Annotated in this window: 15 protein-coding genes and 1 riboswitch; of the genes, 6 read left to right on the top strand and 9 right to left on the bottom strand. The window is 69.6% G+C overall.

Annotation, left to right across the window (positions count from 1 at the left end):
* Positions 1-66 precede the first annotated feature (66 nt).
* The gene (locus OHS70_RS10125; protein ID WP_328395892.1) at positions 67-1,179 is read left to right on the top strand and encodes an LOG family protein; all 1,113 of its coding nucleotides are present in this window, start codon (positions 67-69) and stop codon (positions 1,177-1,179) included.
* A gap of 60 nt (positions 1,180-1,239) precedes the next feature.
* Here OHS70_RS10125 and OHS70_RS10130 read toward each other — a convergent pair whose 3' ends face one another.
* The 5 genes from OHS70_RS10130 to OHS70_RS10150 all read right to left on the bottom strand — a co-directional run bounded on the left by OHS70_RS10130 (position 1,240) and on the right by OHS70_RS10150 (position 6,830).
* Positions 1,240-2,268 carry an ABC transporter ATP-binding protein gene (locus OHS70_RS10130; protein ID WP_328395894.1) on the bottom strand — a complete coding sequence of 343 codons (1,029 nt, stop codon included), beginning with the start codon at positions 2,266-2,268 and terminating at the stop codon, positions 1,240-1,242.
* Positions 2,268-3,896, bottom strand: coding sequence for an ABC transporter permease (locus OHS70_RS10135; protein ID WP_328405530.1), 1,629 nt, complete (start codon positions 3,894-3,896; stop codon positions 2,268-2,270). The genes OHS70_RS10130 and OHS70_RS10135 overlap by 1 nt, the downstream gene beginning before the upstream one ends.
* Positions 3,897-3,934: 38 nt before the next feature.
* Complete coding sequence (locus OHS70_RS10140; protein ID WP_328395896.1) at positions 3,935-5,032, bottom strand: thiamine ABC transporter substrate-binding protein; 1,098 nt, start codon at positions 5,030-5,032, stop codon at positions 3,935-3,937.
* Positions 5,028-5,132, bottom strand: a riboswitch (TPP riboswitch). (Overlaps the previous gene by 5 nt.)
* Positions 5,133-5,192: 60 nt before the next feature.
* Positions 5,193-6,299 carry a 23S rRNA (adenine(2503)-C(2))-methyltransferase RlmN gene (gene rlmN / locus OHS70_RS10145; protein ID WP_328395898.1) on the bottom strand — a complete coding sequence of 369 codons (1,107 nt, stop codon included), beginning with the start codon at positions 6,297-6,299 and terminating at the stop codon, positions 5,193-5,195.
* Between the two features lie 159 nt (positions 6,300-6,458).
* Positions 6,459-6,830 carry a hypothetical protein gene (locus OHS70_RS10150; protein ID WP_328395900.1) on the bottom strand — a complete coding sequence of 124 codons (372 nt, stop codon included), beginning with the start codon at positions 6,828-6,830 and terminating at the stop codon, positions 6,459-6,461.
* Positions 6,831-6,934: 104 nt separating this feature from the next.
* Between OHS70_RS10150 and OHS70_RS10155 the strand changes: the two genes are divergently transcribed.
* Entirely contained in the window at positions 6,935-7,255 is a 321-nt protein-coding gene (locus tag OHS70_RS10155; protein ID WP_328395902.1) for a DUF6191 domain-containing protein, read from the top strand.
* 92 nt (positions 7,256-7,347) lie between these two features.
* Here OHS70_RS10155 and OHS70_RS10160 read toward each other — a convergent pair whose 3' ends face one another.
* Positions 7,348-7,773, bottom strand: coding sequence for a DUF3592 domain-containing protein (locus tag OHS70_RS10160; protein WP_328395904.1), 426 nt, complete (start codon positions 7,771-7,773; stop codon positions 7,348-7,350).
* Between the two features lie 169 nt (positions 7,774-7,942).
* Here OHS70_RS10160 and OHS70_RS10165 point away from each other — a divergent pair, with 169 nt between their 5' ends.
* On the top strand, positions 7,943-8,167 hold the full coding sequence (locus tag OHS70_RS10165; protein WP_328395906.1) for a hypothetical protein: 225 nt from the start codon (positions 7,943-7,945) through the stop codon (positions 8,165-8,167).
* 26 nt (positions 8,168-8,193) lie between these two features.
* Entirely contained in the window at positions 8,194-8,409 is a 216-nt protein-coding gene (locus OHS70_RS10170; protein WP_328405532.1) for a hypothetical protein, read from the top strand.
* Between the two features lie 118 nt (positions 8,410-8,527).
* Here OHS70_RS10170 and OHS70_RS10175 read toward each other — a convergent pair whose 3' ends face one another.
* On the bottom strand, positions 8,528-8,860 hold the full coding sequence (locus tag OHS70_RS10175; RefSeq protein WP_328395908.1) for a cupin domain-containing protein: 333 nt from the start codon (positions 8,858-8,860) through the stop codon (positions 8,528-8,530).
* 70 nt (positions 8,861-8,930) lie between these two features.
* Here OHS70_RS10175 and OHS70_RS10180 point away from each other — a divergent pair, with 70 nt between their 5' ends.
* Positions 8,931-9,944, top strand: coding sequence for a helix-turn-helix domain-containing protein (locus OHS70_RS10180; RefSeq protein WP_328395910.1), 1,014 nt, complete (start codon positions 8,931-8,933; stop codon positions 9,942-9,944).
* A gap of 357 nt (positions 9,945-10,301) precedes the next feature.
* Here the strand turns inward: OHS70_RS10180 and OHS70_RS10185 are convergent, their stop codons facing one another.
* Both OHS70_RS10185 and OHS70_RS10190 read right to left on the bottom strand, forming a co-directional pair.
* Positions 10,302-11,291 carry a serine hydrolase gene (locus tag OHS70_RS10185; protein ID WP_328395912.1) on the bottom strand — a complete coding sequence of 330 codons (990 nt, stop codon included), beginning with the start codon at positions 11,289-11,291 and terminating at the stop codon, positions 10,302-10,304.
* 294 nt (positions 11,292-11,585) lie between these two features.
* Positions 11,586-12,947, bottom strand: coding sequence for a hypothetical protein (locus OHS70_RS10190; RefSeq protein WP_328395914.1), 1,362 nt, complete (start codon positions 12,945-12,947; stop codon positions 11,586-11,588).
* Between the two features lie 275 nt (positions 12,948-13,222).
* Here OHS70_RS10190 and OHS70_RS10195 point away from each other — a divergent pair, with 275 nt between their 5' ends.
* A complete protein-coding gene (locus OHS70_RS10195) occupies positions 13,223-14,035 on the top strand; it encodes a hypothetical protein (RefSeq protein ID WP_328395916.1) in 813 nt (270 codons plus the stop codon).
* The last annotated feature ends 30 nt before the right edge of the window (positions 14,036-14,065 follow it).

Below are 14,065 nucleotides of genomic sequence, written 5' to 3' on the forward strand. Positions count from 1 at the left end.
CCGCGCCCGTCCGCACCGCGCCACCCCGCTCCCCCACCGTCCCCGGCAGGGGCCTATCGTGGCCGCATGGCGAACCCGCAGGAGCGCGGACATCACCGCGAGATCGAGTCCATCGAGGCGTTCGACGAGATTGCCGCGGGAGGCTCGCTCGTCGGGTACCGGGTGCAGTCCGTCGATCTGTCGCACCGTACGTTCGCCCTGCTCAGCTGCGACTGCGCGGACGCCGTGTTCCTCGGCTGCCGTATGAACGCCGACGCCGACGCCAAGGTCCGCGGCGACGGCGCGCTCGTGTTCCCGCCCGTGCCGGGACTGCCCTTCGATCCGTACCGGGGGCGGCTGTACTCCCCCGAAGAGCTCTTCACCGGCCTTGCCGACCGCGGCTACGACGCCACGCCCGACGCCGGCGCCTACCAGTGGTTCCAGTCCACCAAGGCCGACGGCGACATCTACGCCTCGATGCTCCGCTCGATCCACGACGACGCGATCTCCGACGCCCTGGACGAACTCCTTGTCGGCGCACGGGTCGTGGGTGTGATGGGCGGGCATGCGATGGCCCGTGGCACCGACGCGTACGCCGGGGCCGCCCGGCTCGGCCGGGCACTGGCCCGGGACGGGTTCACGGTGGCGACCGGCGGCGGGCCCGGTGCGATGGAGGCCGCCAACCTGGGCGCCTACGCCGCTCCACAGCCCGACGAGATGCTTCACGACGCCCTCCAACTCCTCGCCAAGGCACCGTCCTTCGTCCCGTCCGTCTCCGAGTGGGCGCTCGCGGCCTTCGAAGTGCGGCACCGCTGGCCGCAGGGCGGCGACTCGGTGGGCATCCCCACCTGGTTCTACGGCCACGAGCCGCCGAACGCGTTCGCCGGGCACATCGCCAAGTACTTCGCCAACGCCACCCGCGAGGACGGTCTGCTGTCCCGCTCCTCCGCGGGCGTGATCTTCCTGCCGGGCGCGGCCGGCACCGTCCAGGAGATCTTCGACAACGCGACCCCGAACTACTACGAGTCCCGGGGCGAACCCACCCCCATGGTGCTCGTGAACCGTGCCCACTGGACCGAGCTGCTTCCCACCTGGCCGCTGCTCCAGTCGCTGGCCCGCGGCCGGTCGATGCAGACGCGCATCGCGCTGGTCGACTCGGTCGAAGAGGCCCCTGAGGCACTCGCGCGGCTGGCCGGGTAAGGAGCCCGCCGGCACCGTGGAAGGGCCGGCGGAAGCCTCCCCCTCCTGAACAAAGTCGCGTCACTCGGGCGGGAGCACGACCACCTCGGCCGGGTCGAACGCCACTCCCGCCTGAGCACCCTGCTCAGGGGCGTCCCTCAGTCCGCACTCCGCCTCCAGCGGCGGGGCGTTCTCGGGCTCCAGCCGCAGCGCGACATGCGTGCCCCGGAAGACACGGGACGTCACCGCACACCGCAGGCCGTCGGGCGAAGGCAGCACCCGCACTCCGGACGGGCGGATCAGCAGGCGGCACGGGCCCTGCGGCGAGCCCTTCGGCACCGGAACCCTGCCCCACACCGTGTCCGCCGCCGCGCCGTGCACGGTCGCGGGGACGACATTGTCGAAGCCGAGGAAGCGCGCGACGAACTCCGACGCAGGGTGGCGCCACACCTCCAGCGGCGTGCCCGTCTGGGCGATCCGTCCGTCGCGCATGACGACCACACGGTCGGCGAGCGCGAAGGCCTCGCTCTGGTCGTGGGTGACGGCGAGCACCGTTGTGCCCAACCGGCCGAAGAGGCCGCGCAGTTCGACGACGAGCCGCTCCCGCAGCCCCCGGTCCAGCTGGCCCAGGGGTTCGTCGAGCATCAGCAGCCTCGGCTCCGGTGCCAGCGCCCGGGCGAGCGCGACCCGCTGCTGCTCACCCCCGGACAGCGACGACACCGCCCGCCCAGCGGCACCCGGCAGCCCGACCAGCTCCAGCAACTCGGCCACCCGGCGGGCCTGTTCGGCGCGGCGGACTCCGTGCATCCGCAGCCCGAAGGCGACGTTGCCCCCGACATCGCGCTGCGGGAACAACTGGTGGTCCTGGAACATCAGGCCCACTCCGCGCCGGTGTGCCGGCACGCCCCTCTGGTCCGCGCCGCCGAGCAGGACCCGTCCGTGGTCGATGTCCTGCAGTCCGGCGACTGCCCTCAGCAGGGTGGACTTGCCGCTGCCGCTCGGTCCGAGAACGCATACGGTCTCGTGCTCGGTGACCTCCAGGTCCACCGAGTCGAGCGCCGCGCGCGCTCCGAACCGTACGCTCACGTCCGACAGCCGCAGCATCGCCATCAGAACTCCTCCGTGGTGTTGTCGGAGCGGACTCCCGTACGGATGCGTTCGAGGAGCAGCAGGGCGACCGCGCAGACGGCCATCAGGATCGTGCTCAGCGCCATCGCCTGCCCGTAGTTGAGCTCTCCGGGACGCCCCAGCAGCCGGGCCACAGCCACCGGCAGCGTCGGCCGGTCGGGGCGTGCGATGAAGACCGTCGCGCCGAACTCGCCGAGCGAGACGGCGAAGGCGAATCCGGCGGCGATCAGCAACGCCCGCCGTACCAGCGGCAGATCGACCTCCCGCCAGGCCCGCAGCGGCGATGCGCCGAGCACGGCCGCGGCCTCCCGCAGCCGTTGGTCCACCGCGCGCAGGACCGGCAGCATGGTGCGGACGACGAAGGGTACGCCGACCAGTGCCTGGGCGAGCGGCACCAGGATCCAGGAGGCCCGCAGATCCAGTGGCGGCTCGTCGAGTGTGATCAGGAAGCCGAAGCCGACGGTGACGGCCGAGACACCGAGCGGCAGCATCAGCAGCGCGTCGAAGCCGCGCACGAACCGCCCGGCCCTCCGGGTCAGCGCGGCGGCCGCGAGCCCGCCGACGGCAACGGCGATGGCGGTGGCCACCAGGGCGTACTGGAGGGAGTTCCAGACCGCTTCGACGGGCGGCACCAGGAACGCCCCGCCCGTCGGGTCCACCGTGCCGAGCTCGCGGTAGTACGCGAAGCCGTATCCCTGCGGGGTGTCGAAGGACCGCTCGACGAGCACCGCGAGGGGCGCGAGGAGCAGCAGGGCGACCGTGGCGAGGACCGCGCAGAGCAGCGCCCACTGGCCGGCGCCGCGCGGCCGGCGTGCGGTCAGCGCCGGATCGACCAGGCGCAGGGCGCTCTCCCGCCTTCGTACGGTCCAGGCGTGCACGGCGAGGACCGTCCCGACGGCCGCGAGCTGCACCAGGGTGAGCACGGCTGCCGTGGACAGGTCCAGCAGGTGTGCCGTCTGCCGGTAGATCTCGACCTCGAGGGTGGCGAAGGTGGGTCCGCCGAGGATCTGCACCACACCGAAGGAGGTGAAGGTGAAAAGGAAGATCATCAGCGTGGCCGCTGCCACGACGGGGCCCAGCGCCGGCAAGGTGACGCTCCGCCAGGCGGCGAATCGTCCGGCGCCGAGCACGCGCGCGGCCTCCTCCTGGCGCGGGTCGAGCTGGGACCAGAGTCCGCCCACCGTCCGCACGACGACGGCGTAGTTGAAGAAGACGTGCGCGAGCAGGATCGCCCACACGGTGGTGTCGAGACGTACGCCCCACAGGTCGTCGAGGAGTCCGCCGCGTCCCAGCAGCGCGAGGAACGCGGTGCCGACGACGACGGTGGGCAGCACGAAGGGAACGGTGACCACCGCCCGCAGCAGCCGCTTGCCGGGGAAGTCGAAACGGGCGAAGACATACGCGCCGGGCAGCGCGATCAGCAAGGTGAGCGCGGTGGATGCCAGCGCCTGCCATGTGGTGAACCACAGCACCCGCAGCAGTTCGGGCCGCCCGAGTACCTCGCCGATCCGTCCCAGCTGCCATACCCCGTCGACGTTCAGACCGCGCCCGACGATCGCGGTGACGGGGTAGGCGAAGAAGAGCGCGAAGAACGCGACGGGCACGGCGATCAGAGCCAGCCGCGCCGCGTTCCCGCGGAGGGTACTTCTTACTTCAGGACGAGCGAGGACCACGACTGGACCCACTGCTCACGGTTCTTGGTGATCGTCTCGGGAGCGACGGTCTCCGGCTTGTCGACGACCGCGCCGTGCTCGGTGAAGAGCTCGGGCAGCTTCGCGTCCTTGACCACCGGGTTCACGAACATGTTCAGCGGCATGTCCTCCTGGAACTTCTTGGTGATCAGGAAGTCCAGCAGGGCCTTGCCGCCCGCCTCGTTCTTCGCGCCGTCCAGCAGACCCGCGAACTCGATCTGGCGGAAGCAGGTGCCGGTCGCGACGCCGGTCGGGGCCTCGGCAGGCTGCGGGTCGGAGTAGAGCACCTCGACGGGCGGGCTGGAGGCGTAGGAGACGACGAGCGGACGGTCGGCCTTGGCCTTCTTGCCGCCGGCGGAACCGGAGAACTCCTCGTTGTACGCCTGCTCCCAGCCGTCGACGACCTTGACGCCGTTGGCGTCGAGCTTCTTCCAGTAGTCCTGCCAGCCCTCGTCGCCGTACTCGGCGACCGTGCCGAGCAGGAAGCCGAGGCCGGGCGAGGAGGTGGCCGCGTTCTCGACGACCAGGAGGTTCTTGTACGCCGGCTCGGCAAGGTCGTCGAAGGTCTGCGGCGGCGCGAGCTTCTTGTCGGCGAAGTACTTCTTGTCGTAGTTGACGCAGATGTCGCCGGTGTCGACAGGGGTGACGCGGTGCTTGTCCTTGTCCAGCTGCACTTCGTCCGCGACCTGGTCGAGGCCCTTGGCCTCGTACGGAATGAACAGGTCGTTCTGGAGGGCGCGCGAGAGCAGGGTGTTGTCCACGCCGAAGAAGACGTCGCCCTGGGGGGAGCCCTTGGTGAGGATCTCCTTGTTGAGCGCCGCGCCCGCGTCCCCGCTCTTGAGGACCTTGACCTTGTAGCCGGTCTGCTCGGTGAACTCCTTCAGTACCGCCGGGGACGCCGCGAACGAGTCATGGCTCACGAGTGTGACGGTCCTGGATTTGCCCGAGCCGCCGTCCGAGGAGTCCTTGGACTGCTCGCCGCAGGCGGCGAGTGCGGCAATGCCGAGGGCACCGACGAATGCGGTGCTGACGGCACGGCGAAGCTGGCTGTTCATGATGGTGCTGACTCCCTACGCCGGTATGACCCGGATCAGGTCCGAGGGTCTGCGGCCTGGCCGCACTCTCAGCGCTGTCTGCGCTCCCCTGTCGGAATGTTCATTGTTCATTTGTGCGAAAGCACGGGCACAGTATCAGCCATGGCCGGCAGGCCCTGCCTCAGCGCTCGGTCGCCGCGAGCTGTCCGCAGGCTCCGTCGATCTCCTGGCCACGCGTGTCCCGGACGGTGACCGGCACACCGTGGGCGGCGATGGCCTCCACGAACGCCTTCTCGTCCTCGGGGCGCGAGGCCGTCCACTTCGATCCCGGGGTGGGGTTGAGCGGGATCAGGTTCACATGGACGCGCTTGCCCTTGAGGAGGCGGCCGAGCAGATCGCCGCGCCAGGCCTGGTCGTTGATGTCGCGGATCAGCGCGTACTCGATCGAGATCCGGCGGCCGGACTTCTCCGCGTACTCCCAGGCGGCGTCGAGGACCTCGCGGACCTTCCACCGGGTGTTGACCGGGACCAGGGTGTCGCGCAGCTCGTCGTCCGGAGCGTGCAGCGACACGGCGAGCCTGCACTTGAAGCCCTCGTCGGCGAAGCGGTGCATGGCCGGCACCAGCCCGACGGTGGAGACGGTGACACCACGCTGCGACAGGCCGAGACCGTCCGGCTCGGGGTCGGTGAGACGGCGGATGGCGCCCACGACCCGCTTGTAGTTGGCGAGCGGCTCGCCCATGCCCATGAAGACGATGTTCGACAGCCGCGCCGGGCCACCGGGCACCTCGCCGTCGCGCAGGGCGCGCATGCCGTCGACGATCTGGTGCACGATCTCGGCCGTCGACAGGTTGCGGTCGAGGCCCGCCTGCCCGGTCGCGCAGAACGGGCAGTTCATCCCGCAGCCGGCCTGCGAGGAGATGCACATGGTGACCCGGTCGGGGTACCGCATCAGCACGGACTCGACGAGCGTGCCGTCGTGGAGCCGCCACAGGGTCTTGCGGGTGGTGTCGTCGTCGCACGAGATGTGCCGTACGACCGCCATCAGGTCGGGCAGCAGCTCGGTGGCGAGCTTCTCGCGCGCAGCGGCGGGGATGTCGGTCCACTGGGAAGGGTCATGGGCGTACCGCGCGAAGTAGTGCTGCGAGAGCTGCTTGGCGCGGAACGGCTTCTCGCCGATCGAGGCCACGGCCTCCTTGCGCTCGGCGGGCGTGAGGTCCGCAAGGTGCCGCGGGGGCTTCTTGGCTCCGCGGGGGGCGACGAAAGTGAGTTCTCCGGGCTTGGGCATGGTGCTACCAGTGTCGCAGACGGAATCCGGTGACCTGCGGGCCTTGATGCTCGCGGTGGTCGTCGTCCGTCGCCACTGGTTGCTGTGGGGCTCCTCGGACGGTCCACAGACGGCCCAGGGACCTGGCCGGACATGGCGGGACGTCCCTCGCTTGCAGGGCTACGCGGCCACGTCGACATTCAGGGCGGGTATGGCGGCCGGCTCGGTGTCCGCCTTCAGCCGCATCCGCTCGTCGACGACCTTCTCCCGCTCCACTCCCGCCCAGTACGGATGTGTGGTGACGGTGAGGGACAGCGCGACGCACTCCGCGCGCAGCCGCTCCACCGCCTCACGCTGCTCCCCGGTCCAGCCGGGGCTGTCCTGACGGCCACCAGTCACGACACCGGTGTGGGGATGCGCCTCCCCCTCCCAGCCGGGCATCGGATCGACGGACCACGACAGGGTCCGGCACAGCGCCGCCAGCTCCGACGACGCCTGATGGAGCCGGACCTGTGCCACACGAAGATCGTCTGGGAACGCGTTCTCAGCCATACCCGAAACCATACGCCTGTTCGAATTTATGTCGCGAGAGGCACGCCCGAGAACACCTCGACAGCCCACAGACGACCGGCAGGCCGCCTCCGGATACTGGGGGTGTGCAAACCGTCTTCTTGATGACCCTGCCCGGGCTGGTCATCGCGCTGACCCTGCTGGCCTTCGTCGACCAGTTGCTGCTGCGCGCGGGTCGGGCCGGAGCGCTGCCGTGGCGGAACAGTGCACGTCAGGGCCAGATATCAGCGACCGGATTCGAGCAGCTTCACGCGAGTCTCTCGCCGGGCAAGCAGAACGAACCGAAGGAGCGGCAGTCGGCACTGGTCATGCCGGACAACGAGGATGACGGGGCGCCGCCGAACAGGACGACAGTGGATCTCGACGGAGGAACTGCGGTCGTCCGGATGCCTCGCCCCGGCCAGTAGGACGGCCCCGCCGCACGGAGCCACAACGGTGGCGCCCCGGATCACTCGGCGCGGGACATGCTGCGGCCGTAGAAGACGAGACTCGGGTGCGGTCAGAGAGTGACTACCCGGACGAGCAGCACCACCAAGGTGCCCGCCGTGAACACCGACCCCAGCACGGTGAACAGCCGGTCGACCGTCGCTACGTCCCAGCCCTGGATCTCAAACCGTCGGGGATCTTCCGGATCGTATCGGACCGTGACAAAGGCCCCCACACCGAAGACGCCTCCGACGGAACCGCGGCCGAACCTGGACGAGTACTCGCACTCGCGGCCGTCCCGGGTCGTCCAGGCTGCGACCGGGTGGTGGAACGTGGCGCCTTCGCTGCCTCGACTGACATCGTGGCGGACGATCCGAGCCTCTGCGGTGACACCGGTGCGGCGCAGCGCAGCGGCACGGCGGAGCCCGTACACGCCGAAGCTGAGGAAGACCACGCCGATCGCCAGCGGGATGAGCGAGAAGAGCCATTCACGTTCCATGTGCTGTGCGACGCGTGCGCAGGGGTCTCGGTTGCGAGTGGGGCGGCTGTGGCCGCTGCCGGCCGCCACCGTTGCGCGCGCTCGGCGGCATCAGGGCCGACAAGGCTGGAGTCCGTCTTGACGACCCCCGGTCGTCACCAGGGCCGGACCCCGATCTAGAATCGAACTTGTGTCCGAAAAAATGTCTCGTCCGGAGCGCCTGCGCAGCGTCCGCGAATGGCCGGTCCGGCAGCTGCGCCGTCCGGACGGGACCATCGCGGAGCTGGAACGGCAGGAGGTGGCCGCCGTCCGCGCCGCGCGCACGCCACGAGAGCAGGCTCGCCGCGCAATCGCCGGGGACGGCACCGCAGCCCGCCCGTACCACCGACCGGACACCGAACTCGGTGCGCCGTGAACCGCGGACCATCACAGCCTGAAGACCTGAGCACTGCGCCGATCGTCGTTCATCGCGCGGTGGGCCCCGGCGGCCGCCGCGTGACGATCCGCACCCAGATCGCCGGCCTGGCCCGCAGCGACGCCGATCTGGTCGAGTTCCTGCGACGGGCGGGCCTGCCGGACGCCTGGGATCTGCTGGACGATCCACGCTGGGTGAAGTGGCAGGGCGGCAGGTCGCACGAATACGACGCCGCGGGCTGAGACGCCGACGGGCCGGAACGGCCTGCCGGCCGCGGTGCCTCGCGGAACGGCTCGCAGGAGGCCGCTACGGACCGCCCACCGGACCACAGTCAGCCGCAGGCAGCAGATGTGGCGCCCGTCAGCCGGCCGGCAGGGAGATGCCGAGCATCCGCGCGCCCGTCTCGGTACGGGGCCGATGCCGGCTGCCCGCGGCGAACACCACATACGTACCCGGCCCGTAGCGCTCCTCCCCCTCGATCACTTCTCCGCTCAGCACGTAGTACCACTCCTCTCCGGTGTGCACGTCGACCTCCGGCCACTCGGTGCCCGCGGCGAAGTCGATCAGCCAGCCGCGGGCGTGGTCGGTTGCCGGCAGCCTGCGCCGCACGATCCCGGGAACCACCTCGTGCGGCGCGACCTCGTCAACGTGGACGACAGTCATCAGTGCGTTCATGTCGGTGTGCTCGCTCATGCAGCCACTCTGGCTCGCAGCGGGAATCCGAACGAGTGTCTGGAATGACATCTGCAGGTACTTTTCTGCCATGCCCCGTCATAAGGCCCGTCATAAGGTGGTGGCGCTGCTCAATGAGCCGCAGTCGCCTTTCGAACTCGCCTGCGCCACCGAGGTCTTCGGCAACATCCCGCCGGATCTACCGGTCCATTACGACTTCCGGGTGTGCGCCCAGCAGCCAGGACCGCTGCGGACCACCGCCGGGTACTCGATGCTCGTCGACGCCGGTCTGGAGGCCCTGCGGAGCGCAGACACGGTGATGGTCCCCGGCTGGCAGCCGCCCGGGGCACCTGTCCCGCCGGCCGTCCTCGACGCCCTGCGGGCCGCGCACCGGCGCGGATCGCGGATCGTGTCCATCTGCACGGGCGCGTTCGTCCTCGCCCAAGCGGGACTGCTCGACGGCCGCCGGGCCACCACCCACTGGCGCCGGACCGCCCAACTCGCCGCTGCCTTCCCTCAGGTACAGGTCGATGCCGACGTGCTCTACATCGATCACGGTGATGTGGCCACCAGTGCCGGTACCGGCGCCGGCATCGATCTGTGCCTGCATCTCGTACGCTCCGACCACGGCGCGGCATACGCCGCTCAGATCGCCCGGAGCATGGTGCTGCCGCCGCACCGGGAGGGCAGCCAGCTCCAGTACGTCGCACAGGCCGCCCCCGCCGGCACGGACGAGTCGCTGGCTCCGGTCCTGCAATGGGTGCTCTCCCGGCTGGACGCAGAGCTGACCGTCAGCCGGCTCGCCGAACGCGCCGGCCTCTCGGACCGCACCTTCGCCCGCCGATTCAACCGGCAGCTCGGCACCAGTCCCGGGCAGTGGCTGCTCAACCAGCGCCTCGACGCGGCACGAACCCTGCTGGAACAGACCGGCCTTCCGGTGGAGGCGATCGCGACCCGGGTCGGGCTCTCCTCCGCGGTCAACCTCCGGCGCCGCTTCCGAGCCGCGTTCGGGACCACCCCGGGGGCCTACCGCCGAATCTTCGGAGAAGCCCGGCCCATGCACTCGACAAGCGGCGGTGGTCCTGCCGACTCCGAAGACCGGTAGGCCCGTTGGGGGGCTGCGAAGATCGCAACGGGGGTGCCGGCGCGGCTGTCCCGCAAGAGAGATCGACCAGCATGCCGGCTCACTCACTCGCTGCCGGCGTCGGGGATTCCAGAAATGGGCGTAGCGCCCACCGCGGCGCAGCAGCTCGTCATGGCTTCCTTCCTCCACGATCCGGCCGCCGTCCGGAAAGACGACGCGATCGGCACGTTGGGCCGCTTCGCGAGGTGGCCTGGCGGCCGTGACGCCGGGGGCGGGCGTCGCCGGTCGTTGCCGGTCGCGCCCGGCCCCCGTCACGGGATCCGTCACCCGGATGGAGCCGCCTCCCGCTCCATGTTCACAGGGTTCACAGGCGGCATTTCATCGGCGGCCGGGGCTGCCGGCAGCTGCGGGAGTACGGTCCGGGTACAGGTCACGGTGGACGGCCTTCGCCACTCGCTCGATCGTCTCCATGCCGTAGTCCCACCCCACACCTGGTGACTCGCCTTCAGGAACCCTGTTGTTCTCGGTGAGGACCACCAGACCGTAGTCGTAGGCGCGCCCGGTGAACGCACCCATGCTGTTGACCTTCCAGTCCCCGCTGTCCCAGGGGTCCTTGACCCTCTCGGAACGCTGAAGCCATCCGTTCTTGACCTGGACGGCAGCGCCCGAGGGGGCACCGGCAGGCGCTCCCCACCGTTGATCCTCCTGCACGTTGCGCATGAGGCCCAGGATGTAGGCGCGCTCTTCGGCATTCAGGACCGAGTTGTCCTCACCGGTGAGCAGCTCGAGCAATGTGGCCTGATCCCTCGCAGTGACCTGAGTCAGACCCATGAGACCTGCTTCGTCGAGGATGGTGTCCTCCATTCCGGCCTTGTCCAGGAATTCCTGGATGTTTTCGGTCCCCACGCTGTCCCACAGGGTGTACGTCGCATCGTTGTCCGAACTCACGATCATTTCCCTGGCCAGTTCCTGCTCGTCCTCGGACAAGTGGTCGCTTCTGGCCAGGAGCAGAGCGCCCAATATGATCGGCTTGACTATGCTCGCGGAATCGTAGTGCTTGTCCGCGCCGTAGGCGCAGGAGGTATCAGTGGTTCGGTCATACAGCACCATCGAGGCTCGACTGGCGCGATTCGCCAGCGACCTTGCTATGTCTCGGGCCAGTTCATGTGCCAGTTCGGGGTTCGGGGACGCACATTCAATCAGCCCGCCCTTGAGCCGCTGCGATGTGCTTTCCATTTCCCCCGCCTCATGGGCTATGGGTTCCGCGGGGGCAGGTTCGACGGTCCAGGAAGAGGTTGCAACGACAACGTAGGCCGCGACGAAAACCGTCCCTAAAGTCACCCTCGAGGTCGTCTTGCTGAGCTTCAATTCGAACCCTTTCCGTTTTCCGGAGCCACCCGTACGGACACCGCAACAGACCCGGCCCCGATTTCATACGAAGCGGGGTTCGGTAGGTGTCTTTCCGGCGTTTCGGCGCAATCCAGCACTTGCGGTCCGACATTACAAGCCGGGGATGGGCGGGGCCTGCCGGGCCAGCCAATAGGCCTAGGGTGAAAAGTGAGTCCTCCGAATGGACCCTCTTCGCTGGATATCGCGCTGCATCTGAGGTTCAAGACGACAGGGCTGAAAAGTGCACCGATTCCTCGGAGGGGCGGCGCAGCGCTACTCGGCCACCGAGCCGGACGCGGCGGTGGGCGGCCCGTCCTCGGAGTCCGCCGCGTCCGCGGCGCCGAGAACACCGAGCGCCACCAGGACGACCACGACGAGCACGAGCACGAGGGCCACGGAGCCAGGCGTGGGATACGGCCACAGGAACAGAACGAGCGCTCCGGCTGCGACCACGATGCCGGTGGTCAGGGGGCGGTGGGTGTGCAGCCAGCGGCCGACGCCGCCGGTGCGCAGCCCCTTCCGGGCGAGAGCGTGGCCGGCAGCTCCGGTGCTCTGGGCCACGGCGGAGCGCACCGCGCGGGCACCGCGGCCGGGTCCGTACAGATACCCCGCGACCGCGATGATCAGCATGGCGACGAGCACTGTGACCGCGGCCTGCTGGAGGAATCTCACCAGGGTGTCGTAGACGGTGGCCGCGGCGTTCTGCGTCTCGGCGTCCGGGGGTACGGCATCCAGAGCGAACACGCGCATGACGGCGAGCGAGACGAGCAACAGGCACATCATGACGCCGATGGCCGTGCTCGCGGCGATCAGCGCCACCCGGGGCGACGGGGCCATCCACACGCCCAGGCCGGCGAGGACGACCACCGTCAACGGCAGCCAGGCGCCGAGGATGCCCAGCAGACGGGCGGCGTCCTGGGCCTCGCTCAGTTTGTCGCTGCGCGCCAGCACGACCGACTGGTCGACCCCGGGGATGCTCTTCGCAGAGACGATCTTCGAACCGATCAGCTCTTCCTGCATCTCGTCGATCACGACGGCAACGTTCAGGACGATGGTGTCGCCCTTGGCCTCGACGGCTCCCCCGCCCTCACCGGTGAGGACGCTCGAGACGGCGGTGTGGGCACGCCGGTTCACGTCGTCCCATGCCGTGGCGAACTGCTCGCTGGTGACCACCTTCCGCACCACGTAGCTCACCGCCGTGGTCACCCCGCTCTTCAGCGGGCCGTCCAGCTTCCTGGCCGCGTCGACGACGAAGGCGGGCGCGTCACGGTCGGCCAGGATGTCGGCGACCTCGTCGCTGACCTTGCGCACATCGATCTCGGCGACGACCCGGTCGGTGACGCGGTCGATCACCAGATTCTGCACAGCGGCATCCCTGGCGAGAGGCGCGACGGTCTGCTCGTACCGGGCAGTGTCGGAGATCTCGGAGTCCACCCAGGTGGCGACCACGCTGAGCGGCGCGAGCAGGACGGCCAGCACCAGGAGCACGGACGTCCCGAAGAGCCGCAGGCGGCGGTGCCGCATGCCCGCAGCACGGCGCAGGCGGTCGTATTCCGCCCGTTCGGCATCGTTCAAGGGTCCGCTCGGCATCTCGTGCCGGTGGCCCTCGGGGCCGGAGTCGGCGGACGGGTCCATGCGTGCTCCCCTCTGCGCGCTTGCCGCACGCCGGCGGGGTGTTCGCCCTGCAGATGCTTCGGGGAGCCGCACGACCGGCCGGCCCCTCTCGATCCATCGTCAGCCCTCGGCGGCCGATGCGCACCTCTCGCCCCGATCCGTTCCGGCACCGCCGTCACACGATTCCGCGACCGCGCACGCCAGGCCGGTCGGCGTGACGTGGGGTCGCGTCGCGCATCCCGACGTCAGCGGTCACGCTGAAAACGGGGACTCCGGTCGTCGGGAAGGGTTCGTCTATGAAAGCCGTGGCCGATACCGCAGGGGGCCGGTGGCTGGCCGGTGCGCTCGACAACCCCGTCGTGGGGATGTCTCCCTGGATCATCTTCTCGGTCCTTGCCGGTCCCGGGCGCTTCGGCTTCGCGGTGGGGCTTGCGCTCGCGGTCTCGATCGTGCTGGTCGTCCTGGGGCGGATCCTGCGTCCCGGCGAGTCGCTGAAGATCCTCGAAGTGGCGGACGTGTTCTTCTTCGCGGTTCTGGCGGTCGTCGGGGCGTTCGCCGACGAGGGCACCCACCACTGGCTGGAGCTGTACGCGGACGAGGTCGCGAACATCGCTCTGGTGGTCATCGCGCTCGGCTCCATGGCCGTACGGATGCCCTTCACGGTGCAGTACGCCCGGGAGCGTGTCGATCCCGCCTACTGGGACTCCCCCCTCTTCAAACGGGTCAACTACGTGATCACCGGGGTCTGGGCGGGTGCCTTCCTGGTGGCCGCCGTCGTGGGCGGCTACGGCGATCTCGTCCTGCACAACCCGAACAACATCTGGACCGAATGGATCATCCAGATCCTGGCGATCATCGCGGCTCTCAGCTTCACCGAGTGGTACCCCGACTACGCGCGGGCGAAGGCGCGCGGCAGCGAGCAGATCCCGTCGGTCAACGGGCTGCTGCTTCCCCTGGCCGGGATGCTCGTCCCCGTGGGCATCGCCGTCCTGATCTTCGAGGACGCGGCCACCTGGTTCGGGATCGGGCTGATCGTCGTGGGCATCCTCGCGACCAAGGCGCTGTCAGGCAACGCCGACAAGGAATCCGGCAAGCGCCCGGTCCAGTGACCCGGCCGAGGAACGAGGGAAACGGCGAGG

Source organism: Streptomyces sp. NBC_00390 (genome assembly GCF_036057275.1).
Taxonomy (GTDB): domain Bacteria; phylum Actinomycetota; class Actinomycetes; order Streptomycetales; family Streptomycetaceae; genus Streptomyces.

Excerpts from the sequence above, each read along its gene's own strand:
- OHS70_RS10125 (WP_328395892.1), top strand. The coding sequence starts at position 67 with ATGGCGAACCCGCAGGAGCGCGGACATCACCGCGAGATCGAGTCCATC.
- OHS70_RS10130 (WP_328395894.1), bottom strand. The coding sequence starts at position 2,268 with ATGGCGATGCTGCGGCTGTCGGACGTGAGCGTACGGTTCGGAGCGCGC.
- OHS70_RS10140 (WP_328395896.1), bottom strand. The coding sequence starts at position 5,032 with ATGAACAGCCAGCTTCGCCGTGCCGTCAGCACCGCATTCGTCGGTGCC.
- rlmN (WP_328395898.1), bottom strand. The coding sequence starts at position 6,299 with ATGCCCAAGCCCGGAGAACTCACTTTCGTCGCCCCCCGCGGAGCCAAG.
- OHS70_RS10150 (WP_328395900.1), bottom strand. The coding sequence starts at position 6,830 with ATGGCTGAGAACGCGTTCCCAGACGATCTTCGTGTGGCACAGGTCCGG.
- OHS70_RS10160 (WP_328395904.1), bottom strand. The coding sequence starts at position 7,773 with ATGGAACGTGAATGGCTCTTCTCGCTCATCCCGCTGGCGATCGGCGTG.
- OHS70_RS10175 (WP_328395908.1), bottom strand. The coding sequence starts at position 8,860 with ATGAGCGAGCACACCGACATGAACGCACTGATGACTGTCGTCCACGTT.
- OHS70_RS10180 (WP_328395910.1), top strand. The coding sequence starts at position 8,931 with ATGCCCCGTCATAAGGCCCGTCATAAGGTGGTGGCGCTGCTCAATGAG.
- OHS70_RS10190 (WP_328395914.1), bottom strand. The coding sequence starts at position 12,947 with ATGGACCCGTCCGCCGACTCCGGCCCCGAGGGCCACCGGCACGAGATG.
- OHS70_RS10195 (WP_328395916.1), top strand. The coding sequence starts at position 13,223 with ATGAAAGCCGTGGCCGATACCGCAGGGGGCCGGTGGCTGGCCGGTGCG.